The 23,980-nt window shown below is 62.5% G+C and carries 21 protein-coding genes and 1 pseudogene; 7 read left to right on the forward strand and 15 right to left on the reverse strand.

Annotated features, from left to right (window positions below; all coding sequences use genetic code 11):
* The 6 genes and pseudogenes from purU to VGN93_RS09840 form a co-directional block, all read right to left on the reverse strand.
* Positions 1 to 342, reverse strand: a pseudogene (purU, locus tag VGN93_RS09815) (formyltetrahydrofolate deformylase); the annotation flags it as partial.
* 58 nt (positions 343 to 400) lie between these two features.
* Positions 401 to 1,708 carry a type III glutamate--ammonia ligase gene (gene glnT / locus VGN93_RS09820; RefSeq protein ID WP_319314980.1) on the reverse strand — a complete coding sequence of 436 codons (1,308 nt, stop codon included), beginning with the start codon at positions 1,706 to 1,708 and terminating at the stop codon, positions 401 to 403.
* A gap of 90 nt (positions 1,709 to 1,798) precedes the next feature.
* Positions 1,799 to 3,127 carry an FMN-binding glutamate synthase family protein gene (locus VGN93_RS09825; RefSeq protein WP_319314977.1) on the reverse strand — a complete coding sequence of 443 codons (1,329 nt, stop codon included), beginning with the start codon at positions 3,125 to 3,127 and terminating at the stop codon, positions 1,799 to 1,801.
* A 15-nt stretch (positions 3,128 to 3,142) separates the two neighbouring features.
* Positions 3,143 to 3,829, reverse strand: coding sequence for a GXGXG domain-containing protein (locus VGN93_RS09830; RefSeq protein WP_319314974.1), 687 nt, complete (start codon positions 3,827 to 3,829; stop codon positions 3,143 to 3,145).
* A gap of 38 nt (positions 3,830 to 3,867) precedes the next feature.
* A complete protein-coding gene (locus VGN93_RS09835; RefSeq protein ID WP_319314971.1) occupies positions 3,868 to 4,773 on the reverse strand; it encodes a glutamine amidotransferase family protein in 906 nt (301 codons plus the stop codon).
* 91 nt (positions 4,774 to 4,864) lie between these two features.
* The gene (locus tag VGN93_RS09840) at positions 4,865 to 5,845 is read right to left on the reverse strand and encodes a GlxA family transcriptional regulator (RefSeq protein WP_319314968.1); all 981 of its coding nucleotides are present in this window, start codon (positions 5,843 to 5,845) and stop codon (positions 4,865 to 4,867) included.
* A 90-nt stretch (positions 5,846 to 5,935) separates the two neighbouring features.
* Between VGN93_RS09840 and VGN93_RS09845 the strand changes: the two genes are divergently transcribed.
* Genes VGN93_RS09845 through VGN93_RS09860 form a run of 4 tightly spaced genes read left to right on the forward strand, consistent with a single transcriptional unit; the run spans position 5,936 to position 11,004 of the window.
* Positions 5,936 to 7,186 (forward strand): sarcosine oxidase subunit beta family protein, encoded by a 1,251-nt coding sequence (locus VGN93_RS09845; RefSeq protein ID WP_319315662.1) that lies wholly within the window; start codon positions 5,936 to 5,938, stop codon positions 7,184 to 7,186.
* Positions 7,187 to 7,212: 26 nt separating this feature from the next.
* Positions 7,213 to 7,485 carry a sarcosine oxidase subunit delta family protein gene (locus VGN93_RS09850; RefSeq protein ID WP_319314965.1) on the forward strand — a complete coding sequence of 91 codons (273 nt, stop codon included), beginning with the start codon at positions 7,213 to 7,215 and terminating at the stop codon, positions 7,483 to 7,485.
* A complete protein-coding gene (locus tag VGN93_RS09855; RefSeq protein ID WP_319314962.1) occupies positions 7,482 to 10,439 on the forward strand; it encodes a sarcosine oxidase subunit alpha family protein in 2,958 nt (985 codons plus the stop codon). The genes VGN93_RS09850 and VGN93_RS09855 overlap by 4 nt, the downstream gene beginning before the upstream one ends.
* On the forward strand, positions 10,432 to 11,004 hold the full coding sequence (locus tag VGN93_RS09860) for a sarcosine oxidase subunit gamma family protein (protein ID WP_319314959.1): 573 nt from the start codon (positions 10,432 to 10,434) through the stop codon (positions 11,002 to 11,004). Before VGN93_RS09855 ends, VGN93_RS09860 begins: the two co-directional genes overlap by 8 nt.
* 37 nt (positions 11,005 to 11,041) lie before the next feature.
* On the opposite strand, the gene VGN93_RS09865 is transcribed toward VGN93_RS09860, so the two are convergent.
* From VGN93_RS09865 to araD, 8 genes are all read right to left on the reverse strand, one after another.
* The gene (locus VGN93_RS09865) at positions 11,042 to 11,710 is read right to left on the reverse strand and encodes an XRE family transcriptional regulator (protein ID WP_319314955.1); all 669 of its coding nucleotides are present in this window, start codon (positions 11,708 to 11,710) and stop codon (positions 11,042 to 11,044) included.
* A gap of 166 nt (positions 11,711 to 11,876) precedes the next feature.
* Positions 11,877 to 13,067: an L-2-hydroxyglutarate oxidase gene (lhgO, locus tag VGN93_RS09870; protein WP_319315659.1), complete on the reverse strand. Its 1,191-nt coding sequence runs from the start codon at positions 13,065 to 13,067 to the stop codon at positions 11,877 to 11,879.
* Between the two features lie 22 nt (positions 13,068 to 13,089).
* A complete protein-coding gene (locus VGN93_RS09875) occupies positions 13,090 to 13,959 on the reverse strand; it encodes an ABC transporter permease (RefSeq protein WP_319314952.1) in 870 nt (289 codons plus the stop codon).
* 2 nt (positions 13,960 to 13,961) lie between these two features.
* Entirely contained in the window at positions 13,962 to 14,882 is a 921-nt protein-coding gene (locus tag VGN93_RS09880) for an ABC transporter permease (protein WP_327507358.1), read from the reverse strand.
* Entirely contained in the window at positions 14,879 to 15,733 is an 855-nt protein-coding gene (locus VGN93_RS09885; protein WP_327507359.1) for an ABC transporter ATP-binding protein, read from the reverse strand. The genes VGN93_RS09880 and VGN93_RS09885 overlap by 4 nt, the downstream gene beginning before the upstream one ends.
* The gene (locus VGN93_RS09890; protein WP_327507360.1) at positions 15,730 to 16,746 is read right to left on the reverse strand and encodes an ABC transporter ATP-binding protein; all 1,017 of its coding nucleotides are present in this window, start codon (positions 16,744 to 16,746) and stop codon (positions 15,730 to 15,732) included. The genes VGN93_RS09885 and VGN93_RS09890 overlap by 4 nt, the downstream gene beginning before the upstream one ends.
* 77 nt (positions 16,747 to 16,823) lie before the next feature.
* Positions 16,824 to 17,546: a ribonuclease activity regulator RraA gene (locus VGN93_RS09895; protein ID WP_327507361.1), complete on the reverse strand. Its 723-nt coding sequence runs from the start codon at positions 17,544 to 17,546 to the stop codon at positions 16,824 to 16,826.
* A 20-nt stretch (positions 17,547 to 17,566) separates the two neighbouring features.
* Positions 17,567 to 19,291, reverse strand: a complete 1,725-nt coding sequence (gene araD, locus VGN93_RS09900; RefSeq protein ID WP_327507362.1) for an L-arabinonate dehydratase — start codon at positions 19,289 to 19,291, stop codon at positions 17,567 to 17,569.
* Between the two features lie 141 nt (positions 19,292 to 19,432).
* Between araD and VGN93_RS09905 the strand changes: the two genes are divergently transcribed.
* Positions 19,433 to 20,200: a FadR/GntR family transcriptional regulator gene (locus VGN93_RS09905; protein ID WP_327507363.1), complete on the forward strand. Its 768-nt coding sequence runs from the start codon at positions 19,433 to 19,435 to the stop codon at positions 20,198 to 20,200.
* Positions 20,201 to 20,202: 2 nt separating this feature from the next.
* Here the strand turns inward: VGN93_RS09905 and VGN93_RS09910 are convergent, their stop codons facing one another.
* Positions 20,203 to 21,099 (reverse strand): 2-hydroxyacid dehydrogenase, encoded by an 897-nt coding sequence (locus VGN93_RS09910; RefSeq protein WP_327507364.1) that lies wholly within the window; start codon positions 21,097 to 21,099, stop codon positions 20,203 to 20,205.
* A gap of 189 nt (positions 21,100 to 21,288) precedes the next feature.
* Here VGN93_RS09910 and VGN93_RS09915 point away from each other — a divergent pair, with 189 nt between their 5' ends.
* Together VGN93_RS09915 and VGN93_RS09920 are read left to right on the forward strand one after the other, a co-directional pair.
* Complete coding sequence (locus VGN93_RS09915; RefSeq protein WP_327507365.1) at positions 21,289 to 22,815, forward strand: ABC transporter substrate-binding protein; 1,527 nt, start codon at positions 21,289 to 21,291, stop codon at positions 22,813 to 22,815.
* A gap of 90 nt (positions 22,816 to 22,905) precedes the next feature.
* On the forward strand, positions 22,906 to 23,970 hold the full coding sequence (locus VGN93_RS09920) for a malate/lactate/ureidoglycolate dehydrogenase (RefSeq protein WP_327507366.1): 1,065 nt from the start codon (positions 22,906 to 22,908) through the stop codon (positions 23,968 to 23,970).
* Positions 23,971 to 23,980 lie beyond the last annotated feature (10 nt).

Raw genomic sequence — 23,980 nt, forward strand, 5'->3', positions numbered from 1 at the left:
GTCGATCGGCAGCGCGCCGATCTTCCAGCGGTAGAGCAGGTCGTTCAGGCAATGGCCGAAGCGCGACACCATGAGCAGCACCTTCATGCGCTCGTCGCTGTCGTTGAAGCGGTACGTCATCGCGAACGTCTTGGCGACCGGCGCGAAGCCCGCCTTGATGTCCTCTTCCGACACGCCTTCCTGGCTGAGGAAGGTGAGGCGCATGAAGAACAGGCCCGTCACCAGGTCGTCGAACTGCGAACTGTCGGAAATATAACACCCCTTTTCGGCGAGGTAGCCGGTGATCGCGGCGACGATGCCGCGGGTCGATTGGCAGGATACGGTCAGGACGTGGCTTTTCATCGGTTCTTTCCCGGTCAAACGATTGGAGAACTGGCGTCTCTTTCCGAAACGATCGTCCTCAGATATCGAGCGTCGTCTGCCGCTCCCATTCCGTGAAATGCGACGTGTAGGCATTCCATTCCTGATGCTTGAGCTTCAGGTAGGCGCTGGAGAAATCCTTGCCGAGCGTGGCCTTCAATTCCTCGTCCTTGTCGTATTCCCGCAGCGCATCGAGCAGGTTCAAGGGCAGGCGCGGCGCGTCGGTGACGGTATGGCCTTCCTTGTACATGTCGATGTCGTAGTGGCGGCCGGGATCGGCGTTCTTGCGGATGCCGTTGAGGCCGGCCGCGATGATGATCGCCTGCAGCAGGTACGGATTGACGGCGCCATCCGGCAGGCGCAGTTCGAACCGTCCCGGACCCGGAACGCGGACCATGTGCGTGCGGTTGTTGCCCGTCCACGTCACCGTGTTCGGCGCCCAGGTCGCCCCGGAAATCGTGCGCGGCGCGTTGATGCGCTTGTAGGAATTGACCGTCGGATTGGTCACTGCGGCAAGCGCCGAGGCATGTGTCATGATCCCGCCGAGAAAGGTCTTGCCTTTGGCCGACAGGCCGAACGGCATGTCCTTGTCGGCAAAGGCATTGGTCCGGCCTTCCAGATCCCAGACGGAGATATGGGCGTGGCAGCCGTTACCGGTCAGGCCCTTGAAAGGTTTGGGCATGAAAGTGGCGCGAAGACCGTGTTTCTCGGCGACCGACTTCACCATGAACTTGAAGAAGGAATGTTTGTCGGCGGTCTGCAGCGCGTCGTCATATTCCCAGTTCATCTCGAACTGGCCGTTCGCATCCTCGTGGTCGTTCTGGTAGGGCTTCCAGCCCAGTTCGAGCATATAGTCGCAGATCTCGGCGATCACGTCGTAACGGCGCATGACGGCCTGCTGGTCGTAGCAGGGCTTTTCAGCCGTATCGAACTCGTCGGAAATCTTGCCGCCATCCGGCGAGATCAGGAAGAATTCCGGCTCGACGCCGGTCTTGACGCGAAGGCCCTCCCTGGCGGCTTCGGCGATCAACCGTTTCAGCATGACGCGCGGCGCTTGGTCGACCGGCTGGTCGTCCATCACGCAATCGGCGGCGACCCAGGCGACATCCTTCTTCCACGGCAGCTGGATGGCCGAAGACGCATCCGGCAGCGCAAAGAGATCGGGATGGGCGGGCGTCAGATCGAGCCAGGTGGCAAAACCCGCAAAGCCCGCACCGTCCTTCTGCATGTCGGCGATCGCCTCGGCCGGGACAAGCTTTGCCCGCTGGCCGCCGAACAGGTCGGTAAAGCTGATCATGAAATATTTGATGCCACGGTCCTTGGCAAAGGTAGCAAGATCGAGTGTCACTGTGTTCCCCTTTGGATTATTCAGACACTTTTTCATGAAAATGGCCGCCGCTGGCTTGGGAGATCAGACGACGGCCGAAGTTTTTTAGGGTTAGAAGCCTCCCTTGCCGGGGACCCAGCTGGTGCCTGCAAGCGGCACCTGCGCCATGGCGGATGCCTCGATCGTCAGGGCGACAAGGTCCTCCGGCTCCAGATTGTGCAGATGGTTCTTGCCGCAGGCGCGCGCGATGGTCTGTGCCTCGAGCGTCATCACCTTCAGATAGTTGGCGAGACGGCGCCCGGCGGCCACCGGATCGAGACGCCTGGAAAGCTCCGGGTCCTGCGTGGTGATGCCGGCCGGATCCTTGCCTTCATGCCAGTCGTCATAGGCGCCGGCCGTCGTTCCGAGCTTCTGGTATTCCTCTTCCCAGTGCGGATCGTTATCGCCGATGGCGACCAGCGCTGCCGTACCGATGGCAACCGCGTCGGCACCCAGCGCCAAAGCCTTGGCCACATCGGCGCCCGAACGGATGCCGCCGGAGATGATCAGTTGCACCTTGCGATGCATGCCGAGATCCTGCAGCGCCTGGACGGCGGGGCGGATGCAGGCCAGCGTCGGCATGCCGACATTCTCGATGAACACATCCTGCGTCGCCGCCGTGCCGCCCTGCATGCCGTCGAGCACGACGACGTCGGCGCCCGCCTTCACGGCAAGCGCCGTGTCATAATAGGGACGCGCGCCGCCGACCTTCACATAGATCGGTTTTTCCCAGTCGGTGATTTCGCGCAGCTCCATGATCTTGATTTCGAGATCGTCCGGGCCGGTCCAGTCCGGATGACGGCAGGCCGAGCGCTGGTCGATGCCCTTGGGCAGGTTGCGCATGTTGGCGACGCGGTCGGAAATCTTCTGGCCGAGCAGCATGCCGCCGCCGCCGGGCTTGGCGCCCTGGCCGACGACGATCTCGATGGCATCGGCGCGGCGCAGGTCCTTCGGGTTCATGCCGTAGCGCGACGGCAGATACTGGTAGACCAGCGTCTGGCTATGGCCACGCTCCTCGTCCGTCATGCCGCCGTCACCGGTGGTGGTCGATGTCCCGGCGATGGTGGCTCCGCGTCCGAGCGCTTCCTTGGCATTGCCCGAGAGCGCACCGAAGCTCATGCCGGCGATGGTGATCGGCGTCTTGAGGATGATCGGCTTCTTGGCGTGGCGCGCGCCGAGCACGACGGAAGTGTCGCATTTCTCGCGGTAGCCTTCGAGCGGATAGCGCGAGATCGAGGCGCCGAGGAACAACAGGTCGTCGAAATGCGGAACCTTTCGCTTGGTGCCGGCGCCTCTGATATCATAGATGCCGGTTGCCGCCGCGCGGCGGATTTCGGCAAGCGTGTAATCATCGAAGGTCGCTGACTTGCGCGGCGGGGTATAGGGGTTGTGATAGCTCATGAACGGCTCCCTGCCTTAGTACGCATCAGCGTTGTCGATGTTGAAATTGTAGAGCGTGCGAGCCGAGCCGTAGCGCTTGAATTCTTCCGGAGCGACGCCGGAAACACCGGCCTTTTCCAGAAGTTCTGCCAGCAGCTTGATGTGCTTCGGCTTCATCTCCTTCTGGATGCAGTCGGCGCCGAGGCTCTTGACCTCGCCGCGCACGAAAAGCTTGGCCTCGTAAAGCGAATCTCCCAGTGCATCACCGGCGTCGCCCAGCACCACCAGATGGCCGGACTGCCCCATGAAGGCGGACATGTGCCCGATATTGCCGTGAACGACGATATCGATGCCCTTCATCGAGATGCCGCAGCGCGAGGCGGCGTTGCCCTTGATGACCAGGAGGCCGCCGCGGCCCGTCGCACCGGCATATTGCGACGCGTCACCCTCGATGACGACCGTTCCCGACATCATGTTTTCCGCGACACCGGGGCCGGCGGAACCATGGACGGTCACGGCGCCGCCATCGTTCATGCCGGCGCAGTAATAACCGACGCTGCCGCGCACCTCGACGGTGACCGGCTGATCGATGCCAACGGCGACGGAATGACTGCCGCGCGGATTGACGACTTCGAAGTTCGTATCATTGGTGCCGGGGGCGATGGCGTGAAGCGCGCTGTTCAGTTCACGCAACGGCGTTTTGGCAAGGTCGAATACGCGCATCGCTTCCAGACTTTCTCGTTTGACGCTGACATCCACGGTTAGGCCGCCTTCTCATGATCCCAGAAATATACGGTGGCCGGCTCCGGCTCCCAGACGCGGGCATTCTCGATGCCCGGCAGGTTGACGAGTGCGCGGTATTCGGAGCCGAAGGCGATGTACTGGTCCGTTTCGGCCATCACGGCCGGCTTGCAGGCGATCGGATCGCGCACAACGCCGAAGCCGGACTTCGTGCCGACGACGAAGGTGAAGAAACCGTCGAGATCATCGAGCGCGCTGGTCAGCGCCTGCCCGAGATCCTTGCCCTTGGCCATCTCGGCCGTCAGATAGGCGGCGGCGACCTCGCTGTCGTTCTGCGTCTCGAAGGTCATGCCTTCGCGCACAAGCTCCCGGCGCAGGTTGTTGTGGTTGGAGAGCGAACCGTTGTGCACCAGGCACTGGTCGGCACCGGTCGAGAACGGATGGGCGCCAAGCGTGGTGACGGCCGATTCCGTTGCCATGCGGGTATGGCCGATGCCATGCGTGCCAGCCATCTGGCGAATGCCGAAGCGGGAGACCACGTCCTTCGGCAGCCCGACTTCCTTGTAGATCTCGACGCTGTCGCCCGAGCCCATGACCCGGATTTCCGGCCGCGCCTCGGCCAGCAGGTCACGCACCGCCAGAGCCTTGTCGGCGCTGGCTTCGATGACCGCGTGGGTGCTTTTCAGCTCCACGGCAACGCTCGAATCCGCCGGCTTCAACAGCGCTTCAAGCCCGGCAAAATCCTGCTTGGGGTCTGCCGATTGAACGGTGATTTTCGCGCGGCCGTCCGAAGCCGCACCGTAGATGGCGATGCCGGCGCTATCGGGCCCGCGGTCGGTCATGATGACCAGCATATCCGACAGCATGGCACCCAATTGCGGCTCCAGGCTCTTGTCCTTCAAAAACAATCCGACAATTCCGCACATGGGGACGATCCTTCGTTTCGTTGATGAAAGATGGATAACAGGTGCGATTTTTGATTTCAACTCCGAGGAAAGTTATTTTCCTTTAAAGCAATTAAATCGACGCGATCGGCACTGTGGACTGCCGGTGCGCACGCGGTGGCTCGCCGAACGCCGCACGGTAGGTCCTCGCGAAATGGCCGGCGCTGGAAAATCCGGTGGCGAACGCAATTTCGGAGATGGAAAGCGGGCTTTGCTGCAACAGGCGCCGGGCGTGATCCAGCCGCAGCTTCCGGTACTCACGCAGGAAGGATGAACCCATCTGGCTGGAAAAAAGACGATCAAGATGACGCGGCGAAACCCCGGCCAGTTTGGCCATGGCGTGCCGGTCGAGCGGCGCTTCGATCGTCGCTTCCATCTTCTCTAGCACTGCCAGCAAGCCCGGATGATTGACCCTGTAACGTTCCGCCAGTGACGCCCGCTGGGGTGCGCCGGAGCTTTCCACCTGGGTATGGAGATACCAGTCGCTCACCCGGCGGGCGAAATCCGAACCCATGCGCTCCGAGATCAGCGCGTGCATCATGTCGAGCGGCGCCACGCCGCCGCCGCAAGTAAGGCGGTTGCCGTCAAGGACATACCGCGCCTGACGGGGAGCAAGGCGGGGAAAAGCCTCCACCAGGGCCGGCGCATGCTCCCAGTGGATGGTGAAATCGCGATCCTCCAGCAATCCCGCCGCCGCCATGAGATAGGGACCGCCGGAAATGCCGCCGATGCGCACGCCGTCGCGGGCAAGCTGGCGAAGGCATGCCAGAACGGCCGGCACGTTCCAGTCGACCGGTGTACCGCCGGCGCAGACGAAGACGGTGTGGAAACCGGAGCCACGACTCGGCAGCGGCGTGGCGGGAACGGGAATGCCGGACGATGTCATTCCGGCATTCCCCTCGACGACATGCGCCGACAGCGCATAAATATCCCGGCCAGCCAGAAGATTGGCTGCCCGCAGCGGCTCCACCGCCGATGCATAGGACATCAGCGCAAATCCCGGAATCAGGATGAAGCCGATCTTCTGGACGTTTTTCAGGTCATCTGTGGCCATGGCTCAATCATGGCTGAAAGCGTCTCCTTTCTGCAAGTGCTGAAACGCAATCCTGTCATGATCGACACACTCCACCGGGATGTCCTTGCCATGCGCTATTCTGCCTTTTCCGTTTTCCTGAACGCCCTGCGCGGCAACAAGGGCTGGGCGCCGGCGTGGCGCAACCCGGTTCCGAAGAACCACTATGACGTGGTCATCATCGGCGGCGGCGGACATGGTCTTGCAACGGCCTATTACCTTGCCAAGGAATTCGGCGTTACCAATGTGGCGGTGCTGGAAAAGGGTTACATCGGCTCCGGCAATGTCGGCCGCAACACCACGATCATCCGCTCCAATTACCTGCTTCAGGGCAACAACCCGTTCTACGAGCTGTCGATGAAGCTCTGGGAGGGGCTGGAGCAGGATTTCAACTTCAACGCCATGGTTTCCCAGCGCGGTGTGCTCAATCTCTACCATTCCGACGCCCAGCGCGACGCCTATACGCGACGCGGCAACGCGATGCGGCTGCACGGCGTCGATGCCGACCTGCTCGACCGCGCTGCGGTGCGCGAAATGCTGCCCTTCCTCGATTTCGACAATGCCCGCTTCCCGATCCAGGGCGCGCTGATGCAGAAGCGCGGCGGCACCGTGCGTCATGACGCCGTCGCCTGGGGCTATGCCCGTGGTGCCGACAGCTGGGGGGTCGATATCATCCAGAATTGCGAAGTCACCGGCATCCGCCGGGAGAACGGCCGCGTCACCGGTGTCGAGACCAGCCAGGGCTTCATCGGCTGCGGTAAGCTGGCCCTTGCGGCGGCCGGCAATTCCACCGTGGTTGCCGACATGGTCGACCTGAAACTGCCGATCGAAAGCCATGTGTTGCAGGCTTTCGTCTCCGAGGGGCTGAAGCCGTTCATCGACAATGTCGTCACCTTCGGCGCCGGCCACTTCTATGTCTCCCAGTCCGACAAGGGCGGCCTCGTCTTCGGCGGCGATATCGACGGCTACAATTCCTATGCTCAGCGCGGCAACCTCGCGACGGTCGAGCATGTCGCCGAGGCCGGCGTCGCGATGATCCCGGCGCTGTCGCGTGTCCGGGTGCTTCGCTCCTGGGGCGGCGTAATGGACATGAGCATGGATGGCTCGCCGATCATCGACCGCACGCCGATCGACAATCTCTACCTGAACGCCGGCTGGTGTTACGGCGGCTTCAAGGCCACGCCCGCTTCCGGCTTCTGCTACGCCCATCTGATCGCCAGGAACGAACCGCACGAGACCGGCCGCGCCTTCAGGCTCGACCGCTTCGCGCGCGGCCGGATGATCGATGAAAAGGGCGTCGGCTCGCAACCCAATCTGCATTGAGGCCCAATCTTCACTGAGGAATTCACATGGCCAGCCTGATCGCCTGCCCCCATTGCGGGCCGCGCCCCAAGGAAGAATTCACCGTTCGCGGCGATGCCGGCATAACCCGCCCGGCGCCGGATGCCGGCGGGGATGCCTGGCACGCCTACGTCTACCTGCGCGACAATCCGCGCGGGCGCCACAGGGAACATTGGCACCACACATCCGGCTGCCGCCGCTGGCTGGTGGTCGAGCGCGATACGATGACCCACGCAATCCATGCCGTATCGGATGCCAGTGCCGAGGGAGCGACCGCATGACGTCCTATCGTCTTTCCCGGGGCGGCCGCATCGATCGCGCCAAGCCGCTCGATTTCACCTTCGACGGCAAGCCGATGCGGGGTTTTGCCGGCGACACGCTCGCCTCCGCGCTTCTGGCAAACGGCCGCCAGCTCGTCGGCCGCAGCTTCAAGTACCATCGCCCGCGCGGCATCCTGACGGCGGGTGCCGCCGAACCCAATGCGCTGGTGACGATCGGCGAAGGCGGACGCACCGAAGCCAATACCCGCGCCACGCTGGTCGAGCTTTACGGCGGCCTCACGGCAAAAAGCCAGAACCGCTGGCCGTCGGTCGATTTCGACCTCGGCGCCATCAACAGCCTGCTTTCGCCCTTCCTCGGCGCCGGCTTCTACTACAAGACCTTCATGTGGCCGGCGGCCTTCTGGGAAAAGGTCTACGAGCCGATCATCCGCAAGGCGGCGGGCCTCGGCCGCGCAACCTATGAGCCCGATCCCGACGCCTACGAAAAATGCTGGGCGCATTGCGACCTTCTGGTGATCGGCGCAGGCCCAGCCGGTCTCGCCGCCGCCCTGACCGCAGGCCGCGCCGGTGCCCGTGTCGTTCTTGCCGATGAAGGTTTTGAACCCGGCGGTTCGCTGCTGTCACAATCCGCGCCTGTCGGTGGAAAATCCGCAGGCGACGTGCTGGCCCAGACGCTGGCCGAACTGGCGGATATGCCGAATGTCCGTGTTTTCTCCCGGACGACGGTCTTCGGCTGGTACGACGGCAATGTCTTCGGCGCCGTCGAGAGCGTGCAGAAGAACACGGCCACAGTGGACCCGAACCGGCCGGTCGAGCGCATCTGGCGCATCGCCGCCAAACAGGCGATCCTCGCCTCCGGCGCCGAAGAGCGCCCGCTGGTGTTCGGCGGCAACGATATTCCCGGCGTGATGATGGCAGGCGCCATGCGCTCGTATCTCGGCCGGCAAGCGATTGCGCCCGGAAAGAGCACGGTCATCTTCACCAACGATGCCTCCGGCTACGCGACCGCCGCCGATCTGGAAGCGGCCGGCCTCGACGTCGCGGCCATCGTCGACAGCCGCCCGGATGCCGCCCGCACCTGGTCCGGCAAGGCGCGCATCCTGCCCGGCGCCGTGGTTGTCGATGCCAATGGCGGCAGGAGCCTCAAGGGTGTCACCGTGCTGAGCAACGGCCGCACGGAAACCATCGCGGCGGATGCGCTCGGCATGTCCGGCGGCTGGAGCCCGATCATCCATCTCGCCTGCCATCGCGGCGCAAAACCGGTCTGGTCCGACGCCAAGGCCGCGTTCCTTGCGCCGGACTTTCAGGAAGGCTTGACTGTCGCTGGTGCTGCCGCAGGCATTGGCAGCATCGACGCCTGCCTTGCAGACGGAGCTGGAAAAGCCGCATCGGCTCTGCAGGCGCTCGGCTTCTCGAAGGCCAGCGCCGCATTCGCCGAAAAAGCCGACACGACAACCGTCTCCAGGCCGCTCTGGCGGGTCCACGGATCGAAGGGCAAGGCCTTCGTCGACTACCAGAACGACGTGCACCTCAAGGATCTCGGTCTCGCCGTCAGCGAAGGCTATGGCCATGTCGAGCTTGCCAAGCGTTATACCACCAACGGCATGGCAACCGACCAGGGCAAGCTGTCGAACATCAACGCCATCGGCATTCTCGCCGAAGCGCGAAAAATCTCGCCGGCCGATGTCGGGACCACAACGTTCCGCCCGTTCTACACGCCCCTCTCCTTCGGCGCCCTGACCGGTGCCTCCAAGGGCAAGCACTTCCAGCCGGTGCGCAAATCGCCGCTGCATGACTGGGCAAAGAAGAATGGCGCCGTTTTCGTCGAAACGGGCCTCTGGTATCGTTCCTCCTGGTTCCCGAAAGCGGGCGAAACGACCTGGCGCGAAAGCGTCGATCGCGAAGTGCTCGATGTCCGCAAGAATGCCGGCATCTGCGACGTCTCCACGCTCGGCAAGATCGAAATCTTCGGCAAGGACGCCGCCGAATTCCTCAACCGGGTCTATTGCAACGCCTTCCTGAAGCTGCCGGTCGGCAAGGCACGCTACGGCCTGATGCTGCGCGAAGACGGGATGATCTACGACGACGGTACGACGAGCCGTCTTGGCGAAACCCATTACTTCATGACGACGACCACGGCTTACGCGGCCGGCGTCATGAACCATCTGGAATTCTGCGCCCAGGCGCTGTGGCCCGATCTCGACGTGCAGTTCGCCTCCTCCACCGACCAATGGGCACAGATCGCGGTTGCCGGACCGAAATCCCGCATGATCCTGCAAACGCTGGTGGACGAGGATATTTCCGACGCGGCCTTCCCGTTCCTCGGCGCAACGGAAGTGTCGCTCTGCGGCGGCAGGCTGACAGGCCGGCTGTTCCGCATCTCGTTTTCCGGGGAACTCGCCTACGAACTGGCCGTTCCCGCCGGTTACGGCGAGGCGATCGCCGATGCCATCATGGAGGCCGGCAAGCCGCATGGCATCTGCCCCTATGGCGTCGAGGCGCTGGGGGTGATGCGCATCGAGAAGGGCCATGTCACCCATTCCGAAATCAACGGCACCGTCATCCCCGCCGATCTGGGCTTTGCCAAAATGGTGTCCACGACCAAGCCCGACTTCATCGGCAAGGCGATGCTGTCGCGCGAGGGCCTGACAGCGGATGACCGGCTGTCGCTCGTCGGCGTCAAACCGCTCGATCCGGCGACGAGCTTCAAGACCGGCTCGCATATCCTCTCGGACGGCGTCGTTCCGTCGCTCGAAAACGACCAGGGCTATGTCTCCTCCAGTTGCTACTCGCCCAACCTCGGCTCGACCATCGGCCTGGCACTCGTCAAGCATGGCCCGAAACGCCACGGCGAGCATGTCACCGTCTGGAACGACCTGAAAAACGAGTACACCAAGGCCGTGCTTTGCAGTCCGGTCTTCTTCGATCCGGAAAACGGAAAGCTCCATGGTTGATTTTGCGCTCCTTCACCGCCCTGCCCTTGCCAGCGCCAAATCCGGTTCGTTCGGCGCTCCTTCAACCGGTACGCGGATCGTGCTCACCGCCCTGCCGGAAGGGCATGTCCTGCAGGTTCTGGCCGCGCGCGGCAGCGGCGACCTGCACGACCTGATCCCGCAGCTCGGCGACGGCACCCTCCATGCGGTGCGCCCCTACGGCCCCGGACAATGGTTCGTCGTCGGCGACGCGCCGCTTTCCGCCGCGGAAATTTTCGGCAGGACGCCGCTTCTGGACGGCAGGGCCTCCATTGCCGATCAGGGCCACGGCCGTATCCGCATCGGCATCAGTGGACGGGCGGTCGAGACCGTCCTTGCCAAAGGCACGGCCGTCGATCTCGACATTGCCAACTTCCCCACCGGCCAGTCCGCCATGACGCTGATCGGCCATATCTCGGCGCTGATCACCCGGACGGGCCCGGAAAGTTTCGAGCTTCTGGTGTTGCGCGGCTTTGCCGAAAGCCTGTGGGACGAGCTTATCCAGATGAGCCTTGAGTTTGGTGTGGACGCGAGAACGGCGCGATAGACCGTCCGTGCGGCTTTAAATTCCCCCAAGAGAAAAATCAGGCGGTTTGGCTCCGCTTTTGCGGGTAGCTGATGATCGACAGGTAACGCGCCGGCAGACGAACCAGTTCCTGCGGCCCGTGCGGTGAATCGGCATCGAAGAACAGGCTGTCACCCGGCTGCATGGTGTAGAGCTGATCGCCGTGGCGATAGACCACTTCGCCCTCCAGCATGTGGAGGAACTCCATGCCCTCATGCTGGAAGGTCGGGAAGACATCGGACTCGGTCGTCAGCGTTATGAGATAGGGCTCGACCGTGACACCGCTGGTATTGTTGGCGATGTGACCGAGCAGGCTGTACTGATGTCCCGCGCGCGTCCCGCGCCGCTCGATGTTCACGCCTTCTCCGGCTTTGACGAATGTCGCGTTGTGCGGCTCCTCGAACCGGCGAAAGAACGCCGTGAGCGGCACGCCGAGCGCTCTGGTCAGCGCTTGCAGCGTGGTCAGCGAGGGCGAGATATTGCCGTTTTCGATCTTCGACAGCATGCCCACGGAAATGCCCGTCGCGGCGGCAAGGTCGGTGACCGTGATGCCGAGCGCCTTGCGATAGGTGCGAACCTCGTGTCCTATCGCCATCTCCAGATTGTTTTCCCGGGGCTCGCGAACCCGATGCGGATCCTGGGACAAGATGGCCAGCTTCTGCCCATCCTTCTCGTTCTTGTCGGTCATCGTGATCTCCCTGCGAATTATGTTCCTTACAGGAAACATCTCGTTATTCGGAGGAAATTTTTCTGCTGAGTGAAAACGACGCAGTGGCGAAGGGCATCTCGAAGCCCGCTTTGACGGAGGTTGGCTATGGCCAGAGTACTTGGCGACGTTTTGTGGTCACGTGTCTTCAAACTTTCTCCAGGCATTCTACCGCGATCATTTCTCCGATCGGCAAAGCCGAGGTCGCCGCTGGCGACGGGGCGTTGCAGACATGAAGGGTTCTCGGCGTTTTCACGAAGAGGAAATCGTGGATTGCCTCTCCCTTCGGGGTAACGGCCTGCGCGCGTATCCCTGCCTCATATGGCTGGAGGTCGTCGAGCATCAGGCTGGGGCAGTATTTGCGGCATTCCTCGAGATAGCCGCGCTTCCACAGCGAGTTTCGGAGTTCTGACAAGGCGTGCTTGCGGTTGCCGGCGACCAGTTTCCAGAAGCCGCCGAATGAGGCGAGATCGAACGCATCGCGCAGATTGAACGAGAGTTTCGGGTAGCCTTCGCGTGACAGGCCGAGAACGGCATTCGGCCCCACCGTGATGCTGCCGTCGATCATGCGGGTCAGGTGAATGCCGAGGAAGGGCAGATCGGGGTCCGGTGCCGGATAGATCAGGTGACGCACGAGGTCGCTCTTGTCCGACGGCAGACGGAAATACTCACCGCGGAACGGCACGATGCGGAAGCCGACTTTCGCGCCGGCAAGCCGCGCGAGCCGGTCGGATTGCAGTCCGGTACAGGCCACCAGCCGTCGCGCGCGCCAGGTATTGCCACCAGCGCCGATGGTGACGGCAGATTCGTCCTCGGCGATATGGTCGACTTTTGTATTACAACGGAGGCTGGCGCCGGCCGCGACGAGCAGTTCCGCCATCTTTTGCGAGATCAGCCTATAGTCGACGATACCGGTTTCGGGACTGAGCAGCGCGCCGTCGCCGGCAATGTTGGGCTCGAGTGCCCGCAGATCCGAACTGCCGACGCGCTCGAGCTTCAGCCCATTGGCCGCCGCGCGTTCGTAAAGCGCGTCGATCCTTCGCATCTCCACCGAATTGGTGGCGACGATCAGCTTGCCGCAGAGATCGAAGGGAATATCGTGCGTCGTGCAGAACTCCCGCGTGGCGCGGGCGCCTGCGGTGCAGAGCTTCGCCTTCAGGCTGCCGGGCGCATAGTAGATGCCGGCATGGATAACGCCGCTATTGTGCCCCGTCTGGTGGCTCGCGACGCGCGCTTCCTTCTCCAGCAGCAGCAGGCTGGCGCCGGGCCGGCGTTCCAGCAATTTCATGGCTGTGGCCAGGCCGACGATGCCGCCGCCTATGATGCAGTAGTCGTAGATCACGGGTCTGTTCCAGTCGGTTTCAGAGAGCGGCGCTGACGCCCTTGCCGAGCCTGCGGCGCAAGACCTCGCCGGTCACGCCGATCGAGACCACGACGACGACGATGACCAGTCCGGGCATGGTTGCGATCCACCACGCATTGGCGAGGTGGTTGCGGCCCGAGGAAATGATGCGTCCCCATGACGGCACATCGACCGGCGTACCAAGACCGAGGAAGCCAAGCGAGGCTTCGGCAAGGATGATCAGGCTGAGTTCGGCCGACATCAGTATGAGCAAGGGTATCCAGATGTTTGGAAGAATGCAGTCGCGCACGATCCGCCACGTGCTTTCACCTGAAATGATGGCGGCCTCGACATAGCTCTTGGTCAGGGCGCGCGCAGTGATGGCCCGGGCGACACGGGCGACCACCGCCCAGCGGGTCACCGCAAGGATCAGGATGACCGACAGCAGACTGGGCTGGATGAAAGCCGCCAGAAACACGGCGATGAGGATGGAGGGAAAGGCAAGCTGGATATCGACGAAGCGCATCAGCGCCTGTTCGGTGCGGCCGCCGGCCCATCCCGCCCAGACGCCGACAATGACGCCGAATGCGGCTGCCAACGCCGCCGCGGTGAAGCCGACCAGCAGCGAGACCCGGGCGCCGTAGAGCACCTGCTTGGCGACGTCGCGGCCGACCGCATCGGTGCCGAACCAGGCGATGCTGCCATCGGCCAGCTGGGTCATCGGTGGCTTGAGCCTCGCCGCGGTATCGGTCGCGACAGGATTGAAATCGATCAGATAGGGGCCGCACAGACCTGCCAGGAAGAACAGCATCACGAAGCCGATTGCCAGCATCTCGGTGAAGGCAAGCCCGTTGCCGAACGTGCGCGCGATGGATTTGGTCGCTGCCATGATTAGCCCCGTCTCAGACGCGGGTCGATCAGACGGTAGCTGAAATCGACCACAAGATTAATGGCCACGACGAGAAACGTCATGACGAAGATGCAGGCCTGCACCACGGCATAGTCGCGATAGCTGATCGCCGCGATCAGCTCCTTGCCGAGGCCGGGCCATCCGAACACGGTTTCGACGATGACGGCGCCGCCGAGCAGGTGGCCGAATTGTACGCCGCCGACGGTCAGCACCGGCAAGAGCGCGTTGCGCAGGACATGATGGGTGACGATGCGCCGCGTCGGGATGCCCTTGGCGCGCAGGATCTTGACCATGTTCGAATCGAGCACACCGATCGCTTCGTTGCGCAGCAGGCGCATGTTGACCGCCACGAGTGGCAGCGCCAGCGTAGCAGCCGGCAATATGATGGACGTGGTGGAGAGCCAGCCTGAACTCGGCAAAATCTGCAGCCAGCGTGCGAAAACCAGGATGAAGACGAGACCCAGCCAGAAGTCGGGAATGCCCAGCACCACGAGCGAGCTGTTGGACGTCGCCCGGTCGAACAGCCGGTCACGATAGAGGGCGGAAAGCAGCCCGAGCGGTAGGGCAAGCGCCAACACCAGCGCGAAGGTCACGGCGCCGAGCGTCAGCGTCGCCGTCATGCGCTGTATTACGATATCGACGGCGGCGCGGCCCTGGATGATCGAATTGCCGAAATCGAGCGTGAAGGCCTTGCCCAGGTAGATGAACAATTGCTCGTAAATCGGCCGGTCGAGCCCGTATTCGATCCGGGCAGCTGCGATCTGTTCGGGCGATGCGAGATCGCCGAGCAGTACCAGGACCGGATCACCGGGGGCGACGCGGATCATCAGGAAGGTCGCGATCACCGCCGCGACCAGGGTAATCGCGGCGTTGAAGAAACGCGAGCCGATGAAACCGATCATGTCCGGGCCTCCGCTGCCGTCGTGACCAAACCCAGCCGCCGTCGCGCATTTTCCATCAATGCCCCGCGATTCTTGAGACGCGGGGATGCTGCAATCAGCGCCGCGGTATAGGGCTGCTGCGGATTGTTGATAATCTCGCGCGCCGGCCCCACCTCGACGACGCGGCCACGAAACATCACGGCGATCGTATCGGCGACATGGCCGAGCACGCCGAGATTGTGGGTGACGAACACGAAGGCGCTGCCTTCGTGTTTCAATGCGGCAAACAGGCCGAGGATCTGCGCCTGGATGGACACGTCGAGCGCCGATGTCGGTTCATCGCAAAGCAGTACAGAGGGGTTGGAGGCGAGCGCCCGCGCGATCGCAAGGCGTTGCAGCTGCCCGCCCGAGAATTCCGATGGGCGCCTGTCGAGCGCGGTCTCGTTCATACCCACCCTGTCGAGCAATGCGGCGAGCCGATCCGTCATCGGCGCGGTGGCCGGCACGCTGTCGAGAGCTGCCGACAGGGTGTGGCGGATGGTCTTGAAGGGATTGAGGCTGCCGCCCGGATCCTGGAAGATCATCTGCACGGCGGCCCTGAACGGCGCGAGGCTGGCTTTGCTCGCCGAATGGTCGACCGTCTGGCCGCGGAAACGTACGCTGCCGGTATAACCGCTGCCGTTGAGGCCGACGATCGTGCGCAGCAGCGTACTCTTGCCGCTACCGGATTCACCGACGATACCGAGCACGCGGCCCGGCTCGACCGCGAGGCTCACGTCGTCCAGCGCCTTGATCACGGGTTCCGACGATGCCGCTGTCCGCCGGCTTGGATATCCGAAGATCAGCCTCTCGGTTTCCAATATTGCCGTCATGCCCGTGCCTCCGAGATAGCGCGGCGCCATTCGAAACAGCGAACCGTCGCGCCATTGGCGAGGCTCTCCATTTCAGGCGTATGGGTCAGACAGCGTTCCGCCTTCCAGCTGCAGCGGGTATGGAAGGCGCAGCTGTCGCTCCAGTTCCTGCCGGCGCGCGGCGGCTGCCCGGGTATGGCGACGACGGGGCGATCGAGGTCATCGATATCCGGAATGGAGTCGATCAGCCCGCGGGTGTAGGGATGGCGCCCGCTCTCGGTCACCTGCAACGTCTCGCCGCCTTCGACCAGCTTTCCGGCATACATCACCAGCGTACGGTCGGCACACTGATAGACAACCCCAAAGTCGTGGGTGATGATCAGCACCGTCATGTCGAGTTCGGCGCGCAGATCGTCGATCAGCGTCAGGATCTCCGCCTGCACGGTTACGTCCAGCGCCGTGGTGGGTTCGTCGGCCACCAGCAGGCGCGGTGACAGGGCGACCGCCATGGCGATCAAAACGCGCTGCTTCATGCCGCCGGAAAACTGGTGGGGATAGTCGCCTATCCGCGCCGTCGCATCGGGTATGCGCACGAAGTCGAGCATACGTGCGGCCTCGCGCAATGCGGCCCGCATGCCGAGGCCGCGATGGACGATGAACATTTCGGCGATCTGCCGTCCGACCGTCATCGTCGGGTCAAGCGCCGACGAAGGATCCTGCATCACGAAGCCGGTAAGCCGACCGCTGAAACCGGCCGGCGCCTGGCGTCCGCCGAAATGCAGCGGCTTTCCCTGAAAGGTCAGCGCAGTGCCGGAAACCGAATAGATCTCTGGATTCAGCAGACCGAGGATCGCCTGCGCCGTCAGGCTCTTGCCGCTGCCCGATTCTCCCACGAGTGCCGTGGTCGTGCCCGGCTCCAAATCAAAGCTTACGCCGTCGACCAACGTGAGGCCGCCTGCGGTAATTGAAAGGTCTCGGACAGAGAGGAGCTTGTCGGCGGTCCCGTGGGCCGGCGCGGATGCGTTGTCGTTCACTGGAGCATCACCTTCCTCATGGGTCGACGGCCGCCGCGCCGAAAGCGGCGGCAGTGTAGGATCAGGGCCGTTATACATCAGCTTTTGCCGCGTGCCGCGCGTTCGGCCTCATATTCCGCCAGGCCTTCCCCTTCGAGCGGGTAGGTACCGTAGATCGCCGCGCCGCCTCTGATCTTGCGCAGGATGAACTCCTCCTGCTCCTCGTATTCGAGGGACTGGCGGGAGACCTCGTCGGCAATCTCCTGCGGCACGACGATAACACCGTCCGGATCACCGACGATGAAGTCACCGGGATAGACCGCCACACCGCCGCAGCCGATAGCGACGTTCAACTCGTAGAAGCGATGCGCCACCATGCTGTTGGGCGGGCAGACCGCCTTAGCATAGACGGGAAAACCCGAATCCGCGATTTCCCACGCGTCGCGCACGCCGCCGTCCGAGACGACGCCGGCGCAGCCGCGCAGCCGCATGCGTTCGAACAGCATCATGCCGCCGCTTGCGCCGGTGGCATCGCCCCGGCAGTCGATCACCAGCACCTCGCCGACCCCGCATTCCTCCGTCACCCGCCGCTGCAGGTTGGCGCGTGGGTTAAGGGCCTTGTCCTCGGCCAGCTTGTCTTCGCGAACCGGCACGGAGCGCATGGTGAAGGCGCGTCCGACCATACGCGGCCGCGAACCGGGAAGTGGCGTCACGCCATACATGAAGACCCGGTTCAGGCCTCGCTTGTTGAGAATGGTCGCCAGCGTCGCCGTACCGCAGCGCTTGAGGCGGTCGATAATATCCATATCCGTCGTTGTCATTCGATGGCTCCGCTTGGCCGTCAGTAGATCTTGGGTTCCGGCGTCTCGCCGGCGGGGATCAGGAAGTCGAAGTCGCAGCCTTGATCGGCCGACATCACGTGGTTGGCGAACATCGCGCCGTAACCGCGCGAGTAATAGGCAGGCGGTTCGCGCCACAGTGCCCGCCGCCGCGCCAGTTCCTCTTCCGGAACGAGCAGGTCGAGCCGCCGCTCGGCGACGTCCAGTTCAATCACGTCGCCGTCTTCCACCAACGCAAGCGGGCCGCCACGCGCCGCTTCTGGAGAAACATGCAGCACGCATGCACCGAAACTGGTGCCGCTCATGCGGGAATCAGAGATGCGCAGCATGTCGCGCACGCCCTGCTTCAACAGTTTCTTCGGGATCGGCAACGCGCCCCATTCGGGCATGCCCGGTGCGCCCACCGGCCCTGCCCCCTTGAGCACGATCACATCGTTTTCGGTGATATCGAGATCCGGGTCGTCGATCCGTTTCGCCAGGTCGTCGCGGCTCTCAAACGTCACGGCCCGCCCGCGATGCTTCATCAGATGCGGCGAGGCGGCCGCGGGTTTCAGCACGGCACCGTTGGGCGCCAGCGTACCCTTGACCACCACAAGCCCACCTTCAGCGAGGATCGGATTGTCCAGGGTGCGGATGACGTCCGCATCGAAAACATCCGCGTCCGACACATTGTCCGCCAGAGAGTGGCCGTTTGCGGTGAGGCTCTCGGCATTGAGCAGGCTCAGCATGTTGCGGATCAGTGCCCGCAGCCCCCCGGCATAATAGAAGTCCTCCATCAGGAACTTCCCCGATGGCCTGAGGTTGGCGATCACCGGTATCCGTCGCGAGATCCGGTCGAAGATATCGAGGTCGAGCGGAATGGAGAGCCGCCGCGCCAAGGCGATCAGGTGGATGATCGCATTGGTGGAACCGCCGAGCGCCATAATAACGGACACGGCGTTTTCGAAGGACTTCATGTCGATGAAGCTCGACGGACGCATGTCCTCCCAGACCATGTCGACGATGCGCCGTCCCGAATCCGAAGCCATGCGGGAATGGTTCGAATCCGCAGCAGGAATAGAGGCAGCACCCGGAAGCGTCACGCCAAGCGCCTCGGCAGCGCTGGTCATGGTGGAGGCGGTGCCCATCGTCATGCAATGGCCCGGCGATCTGGCGATCGATTCCTCCATCTCCTGCCACTGGCGATCGGTGATGTTGCCGGCACGCTTCTCGTCCCAGAATTTCCAGTTGTCGCTGCCACTGCCAAGCGTGTGGCCGCGCCAGCGGGCGTTGAGCATCGGCCCCGCGGGAGCGAATATGCAGGGAACGTTCATGCTGAACGCGCCCATCAGCAGGCCCGGCGTCGTCTTGTCGCAACCGCCCATCAGGACCGCCCCATCGACGGGGTGGGCGCGCAGCACCTCTTCCGTCTCCATCGCCAGCAGGTTGCGATATAGCATGGTCGAGGGCTTCATCATCGGCTCGCTCAGCGAGATCGCCGGCACCTCGATCGGGAAACCGCCAGCCTGCCAGACACCGCGTTTGACCTCCTCCACCCGCTGCTTGAAATGCGAGTGACATTGGTTGAAGTCGCTCCAGGTGTTGACGATGGCGATGACGGGCTTGTTCTCGAAGTCAGATTTCGAATAGCCGATCTGAAAAGTGCGGGAGCGATGGTTGAAGGTGCGCATAGCGGGAGCGTTGTACCAGCGCTGACTGCGCAGGTCCTTTACGTCGATTTTTTTCATGAGCCGCCCACCCCTTCGTCTTTACAAATTACAGCCAAATTGCCCATTAAGGGCACATTGTCAACGCATTTGTCACGATTTGGTAGATGTCTTGCGAAATTTGTGCGGGATGTGCTAGTTTCGATGGAGTGGAGACGTTGCATGCCCTTGGAATCGATCGAAAGCTCTTACCCCATAAATCCGGCCCTGCCCGATGGCGGCATCAGCCGAAGTGAATCCGTATATCGCTCGTTGCTGAGCTGGATCGAAGAGGGTCGCATTCCGTTGGATGGCAAGTTGCCGACCGAGAACGAGTTGACACAGCACTTTCAGGTTTCACGCCCGGTCGTGCGGACGGCAATCGCAAAGCTGCGGGAAAAAGGGCTCGTGCGATCCGTCCAGGGCTCCGGAACCGTGGTGATCCACGAGCCAGCGCCGCCTGCCGTAAACAGCATGCAGTTGTTGCAGGGCAGCAGTGTCAGGGATCTGCAGCGCTGCTTCGAATTCCGCCTGCTGATCGAGAGCGAAGCGGCCTATCTGGCGGCGCTTAGGCACAGTCCTGCCTCGCTCGAACGGATCAGCGAATGCGTCTATCCGCCGACGCATACGTTTCCAACGAAAAGCCAGCAACCGCTGGAAGCCTTCGATTTCCACCATTTCGTGGTGCTCGCGGCCGACAACCCGTTTCTCGAACATTCTATTCAAACGATCGTCTCGCAGCGCGGTTTCCAAGTCTATCTGAGGCTGTGCAGTGCCACGAAGGCCGACGATCCGGTGGCGCATCGGACCCGGATCAATGGCGAACACCGGGAAATCCTCCGGCTGATCGAGCGACGGCAGGCCGAGGACGCCCGCGAATACATGCGCTATCACATTCAAAGCGCCTACGAATACATGATCAACAAGATTCCCGTGACCGACGAGGGCTGAGTTCAGCGTGCCGCACGGCGTTCGATCGCCTCGATCATCGCCACCGCCATCCGCTGTCGCGTTTCGAGGGTGGCGCTGCCGATATGCGGCAGCAGCACGGCGCGTGGGCTGGCGATCAGGCCGGGATGAGGCCTGGGCTCGTCCTGGAAAACGTCGAGCCCCGCAGCCGCGATGCCCCCTGTTTCCAAGGCCTCAACGAGCGCCGCCTCGTCCACGACCGACCCGCGCGCCACATTGATCAGGTATCCATCCGGCCCGAGTGCCCGCAATATATCGGCGGATACGAGCCGGTGGGTCGCCGGGCCACCGGGGCAGCACAATGCGAGAAAGCGGCATTGCCGCGCCATCGCGGTCAGATCGGCCATATGATGCCACGATAATTCCCGGCGCGGCGAACGGGTGTGATAGGCGATCTTCATGTCGAAGGCCTCGGCCCGCCGCGCCAATGCGCTGCCGATATTTCCCAATCCGACGATGCCGAGCCAGGCGCCGCCAAGGGTGGTCCCAAGCGGATAACGCCCCGCCGTCCAATGGCCTGCGCGGACGAAGCGATCGGCTCCGGCCAGATCCCGCGCCATGGTCAGGATCAGCCCCATGGCGATATCCGCGACGTCGGCGGCCAGGACCCTCGATGTGGTTGTGACCTCGATGTCGCGCTCCGCAGCGGCCTCCAGATCGACGCCCTCGCAACCGGCGCCAAGGCAGGAGATGATTTCCAGGCGGGGCAGGCGCGAGATCATCTGTCGCCCGATCTCCACCTTGCCCGTCGTTGCGATCGCCCGGATTGCGCCTAGGTTCGCCGCAAGTGGCGCTTCTAGCAGCACAAAACGCTTGCGCAGTCCTTCGACGACATGGTCCTGAAACTCTCCCACCTGAAGAACCGAGAAATCTCCTCCCATTACATCTCCGATTTGTAATAAAATTGCTATTTTTGTTGACAAAAATGCCCTGCGAAAGCCGTCTCGGACATCTTGCGTGTCATATTCCGGCTGACTGCCGTGCACTGTTTGTCTGTCGCTACCATTGAAAATTACAAATATCAACCAAATTTGGCTTTGTTATTGACATGTGAATGACAACTCTTTTTATTGGATCTCGCCACCTTAAAAGGGGAGCGAATTCATCGGGAGGATGAAATGAGGAGAATTCTGGTCGCCTTGGCGGCAGTTCTGCTTTCGACGACTGCCTTCGCGCAGACACTGAAAGTATCACCGCCGCGCAATATCATCGATATCGATCCGCACGGACCGAATGCCCTGCTGCGGGAATCCGTACTCGTCGCACGACAGGTCTTTGAAACACTGGTGAGGTTCGATGGCGATGAGCCGGTCGGCGTGCTTGCCGAAAGCTGGAAGCAGATCGATAACAAAACCTGGGAGTTCAAGCTACGCCCGGGCGTCAAGTTCCATGACGGAAGCGCTTTCGATTCCACCGACATCAAGGCCTCGGCTGAGCGACTGTCCCGTGCCAAGGGCGGCCTCGCCAGCCAATGGAAGGTGCTGGAGAGCGTCGAGACGCCGGATCCGCTGACGGCGATCATCCGGCTGAAGAACCCAGTGGGTCCGTTCCTTCGCATCACGTCGTTCCTGTCCATCGCGCCGTCCGAGGTCATCGACGCCAAGGGACCGGAAGAATATGGTGCCGGCGTCATCCTGCCCGGCACCGGGCCATTCAAGATCGGCGACTTTTCGCCCGGCGACAGCCTGACCGTGACCACAAATCCGGACTATTGGGGTGAAAAGCCGAAGATCGACGGCCTTCAATTCGTCAACATTCCCGAGCAGACGGCGCGCGTTACGGCGATCCTCAACGGCGAAGTCGACATCGCCTGGGCATTCTCGGACGACGAGGTATCGACGCTGCGGTCCGAGCCCACCGTAAAGGTGGATATCGTTCCAAGCGCGACCTACGGCTACACGTGGTTCAACGCCGCCCGCAAGCCATTCGACGATCCGCGCGTCCGCCAGGCCATGTGGCATGCGATCGATGTCGAAATGGTCCTGCGCGACCTGAAACCAGAAACAGGGACGCCGGCACGCAATGTCATACCTGAAACCGTGTTCGGCTTCACGCCGCTGCAGCCCTATGCCTACGATCCCGAGAAGGCGAAAGCGCTGCTCGCCGAGGCCGGTTTCCCGCAGGGCTTTCAGACCAGTCTACTGTTTGGCCAGAACTTCTTTCCCGGCATTTCCGATTTCGGGCAGATCTTCGTGTCTTACTGGGATGCGATCGGCGTGAAGGTGCGGCCGCTGGAACAGGAGCGGGCAATCTTCACCCAGAATTTCCGCGAAATGAACTGGGACATGGTGCTGTCGTCCAATCCAGCGCTGACGCTAGATGCAGATTATACGGTAGGCCGGCTTTATTACTCCGAGAACAAGGAAATGAATTACACCAACCTTGACCTCGACAAGCTGCTGCTGGCCGCCAAGGCCGAGAGCGACCAGGGCAAGCGCAAGGAACTCTACGCCGAGGCGACCAAGGTAATTTGGGACGATGCGGTGGGCATCTTTTGGGGCGACCTGAAAATCGTCTATGCGGCTCGCTCCAACGTATCCGGCTTGCAGTTCTCACCGATTGAGGCTCCCTATCTGGCCGGTGTCACGGTCGATTAAAGGGATTGCTGCGGCTGCGGCATACACTGTAGCCGCAGCCATTGCAGCGTAAATGCCGGGCCGCGGGCCGATTTTCCAAGGAGTGGTGCCGTGGGCGCACAGCCGATTCTCGTCGACGACGGGAAGCTACACGATTTCGTCGTCGAGATTTTTCTTGCCGCCGGTTCCAGCCAACGGGAGGCGGGACTGATCGCCCGCCATCTCGTCGATTCGAATTTGCGAGGGCACGATTCCCACGGTGTCGGCTCTATTCCGGTTTATATCCGCAATCTGCGCGCCGACGAACTGCTGATCAACCAGACGCTGACCACGGTGCTCGAAACCGATACTTTTGCCATCCTGGATGGCAACGGAGGTTTCGGTCAGGTGATGGCCTATGATGCGATGAATATCGGCATCGCCAAAGCGCAGCAGGAGGGGGTGGCACTCGTCGGATTGCGCAATAGCCACCATGTCGGACGCATCGGCCATTGGGCCGAGCAATGCGCGGAAGCCGGGCTCGTTTCGGTCCATTTCGTAAATGTGGTCAGCGATCCGTCGGTTGCGCCCTTCGGCGGCGTTGCGGCGCGCGTCGGCACCAATCCTTTTTCCGTCGGCATTCCGCGGGATGGCCAGCGCCCTGTCGTGCTTGATTTCGCCACGAGCAAGCTCGCGGTCGGCAAGGTCCGTGTCGCGATGAACCAAGGCAAGCCGCTGCCACCGGGAGCACTTCTGACAGCTGAGGGCGAACCGACGACCGATCCGTCCGTCCTGTTCGGCATGCCCAAAGGCATTCTGCTCCCCTTCGGGGATCACAAGGGTTGGGGACTGTCGCTCGCATGCGAACTTCTCGGCGCCGCACTCACCGGCGGACGCACCCAATCCGGCCCGAAGAAGCGCAACAACACGATCAACTGCATGTTGTCCATCATCATCTCGCCGGAGCGGCTCGGCACGGCTGACACGCTTTCGAGGGAAACCGAGCAGTTCATTGGCTGGGTCCGTTCCGGCGACAACAGCTCCGTCCTTCTGCCGGGCGATATCGAGGCGACAACGACCATCGACCGCAAGGCGCACGGTGTGCCGATCGATCGCAAGTCATGGTCCGACATCATCACGGCAGCGGAAGCCGTCGGGATTGCCCCGCCGGCGGATATTGCTTGGCAAGCGGCTTAAATGGACGATA

This window comes from Shinella sp. (assembly GCF_035998705.1).
In the GTDB taxonomy this organism is placed as follows: Bacteria; Pseudomonadota; Alphaproteobacteria; order Rhizobiales; family Rhizobiaceae; genus Shinella.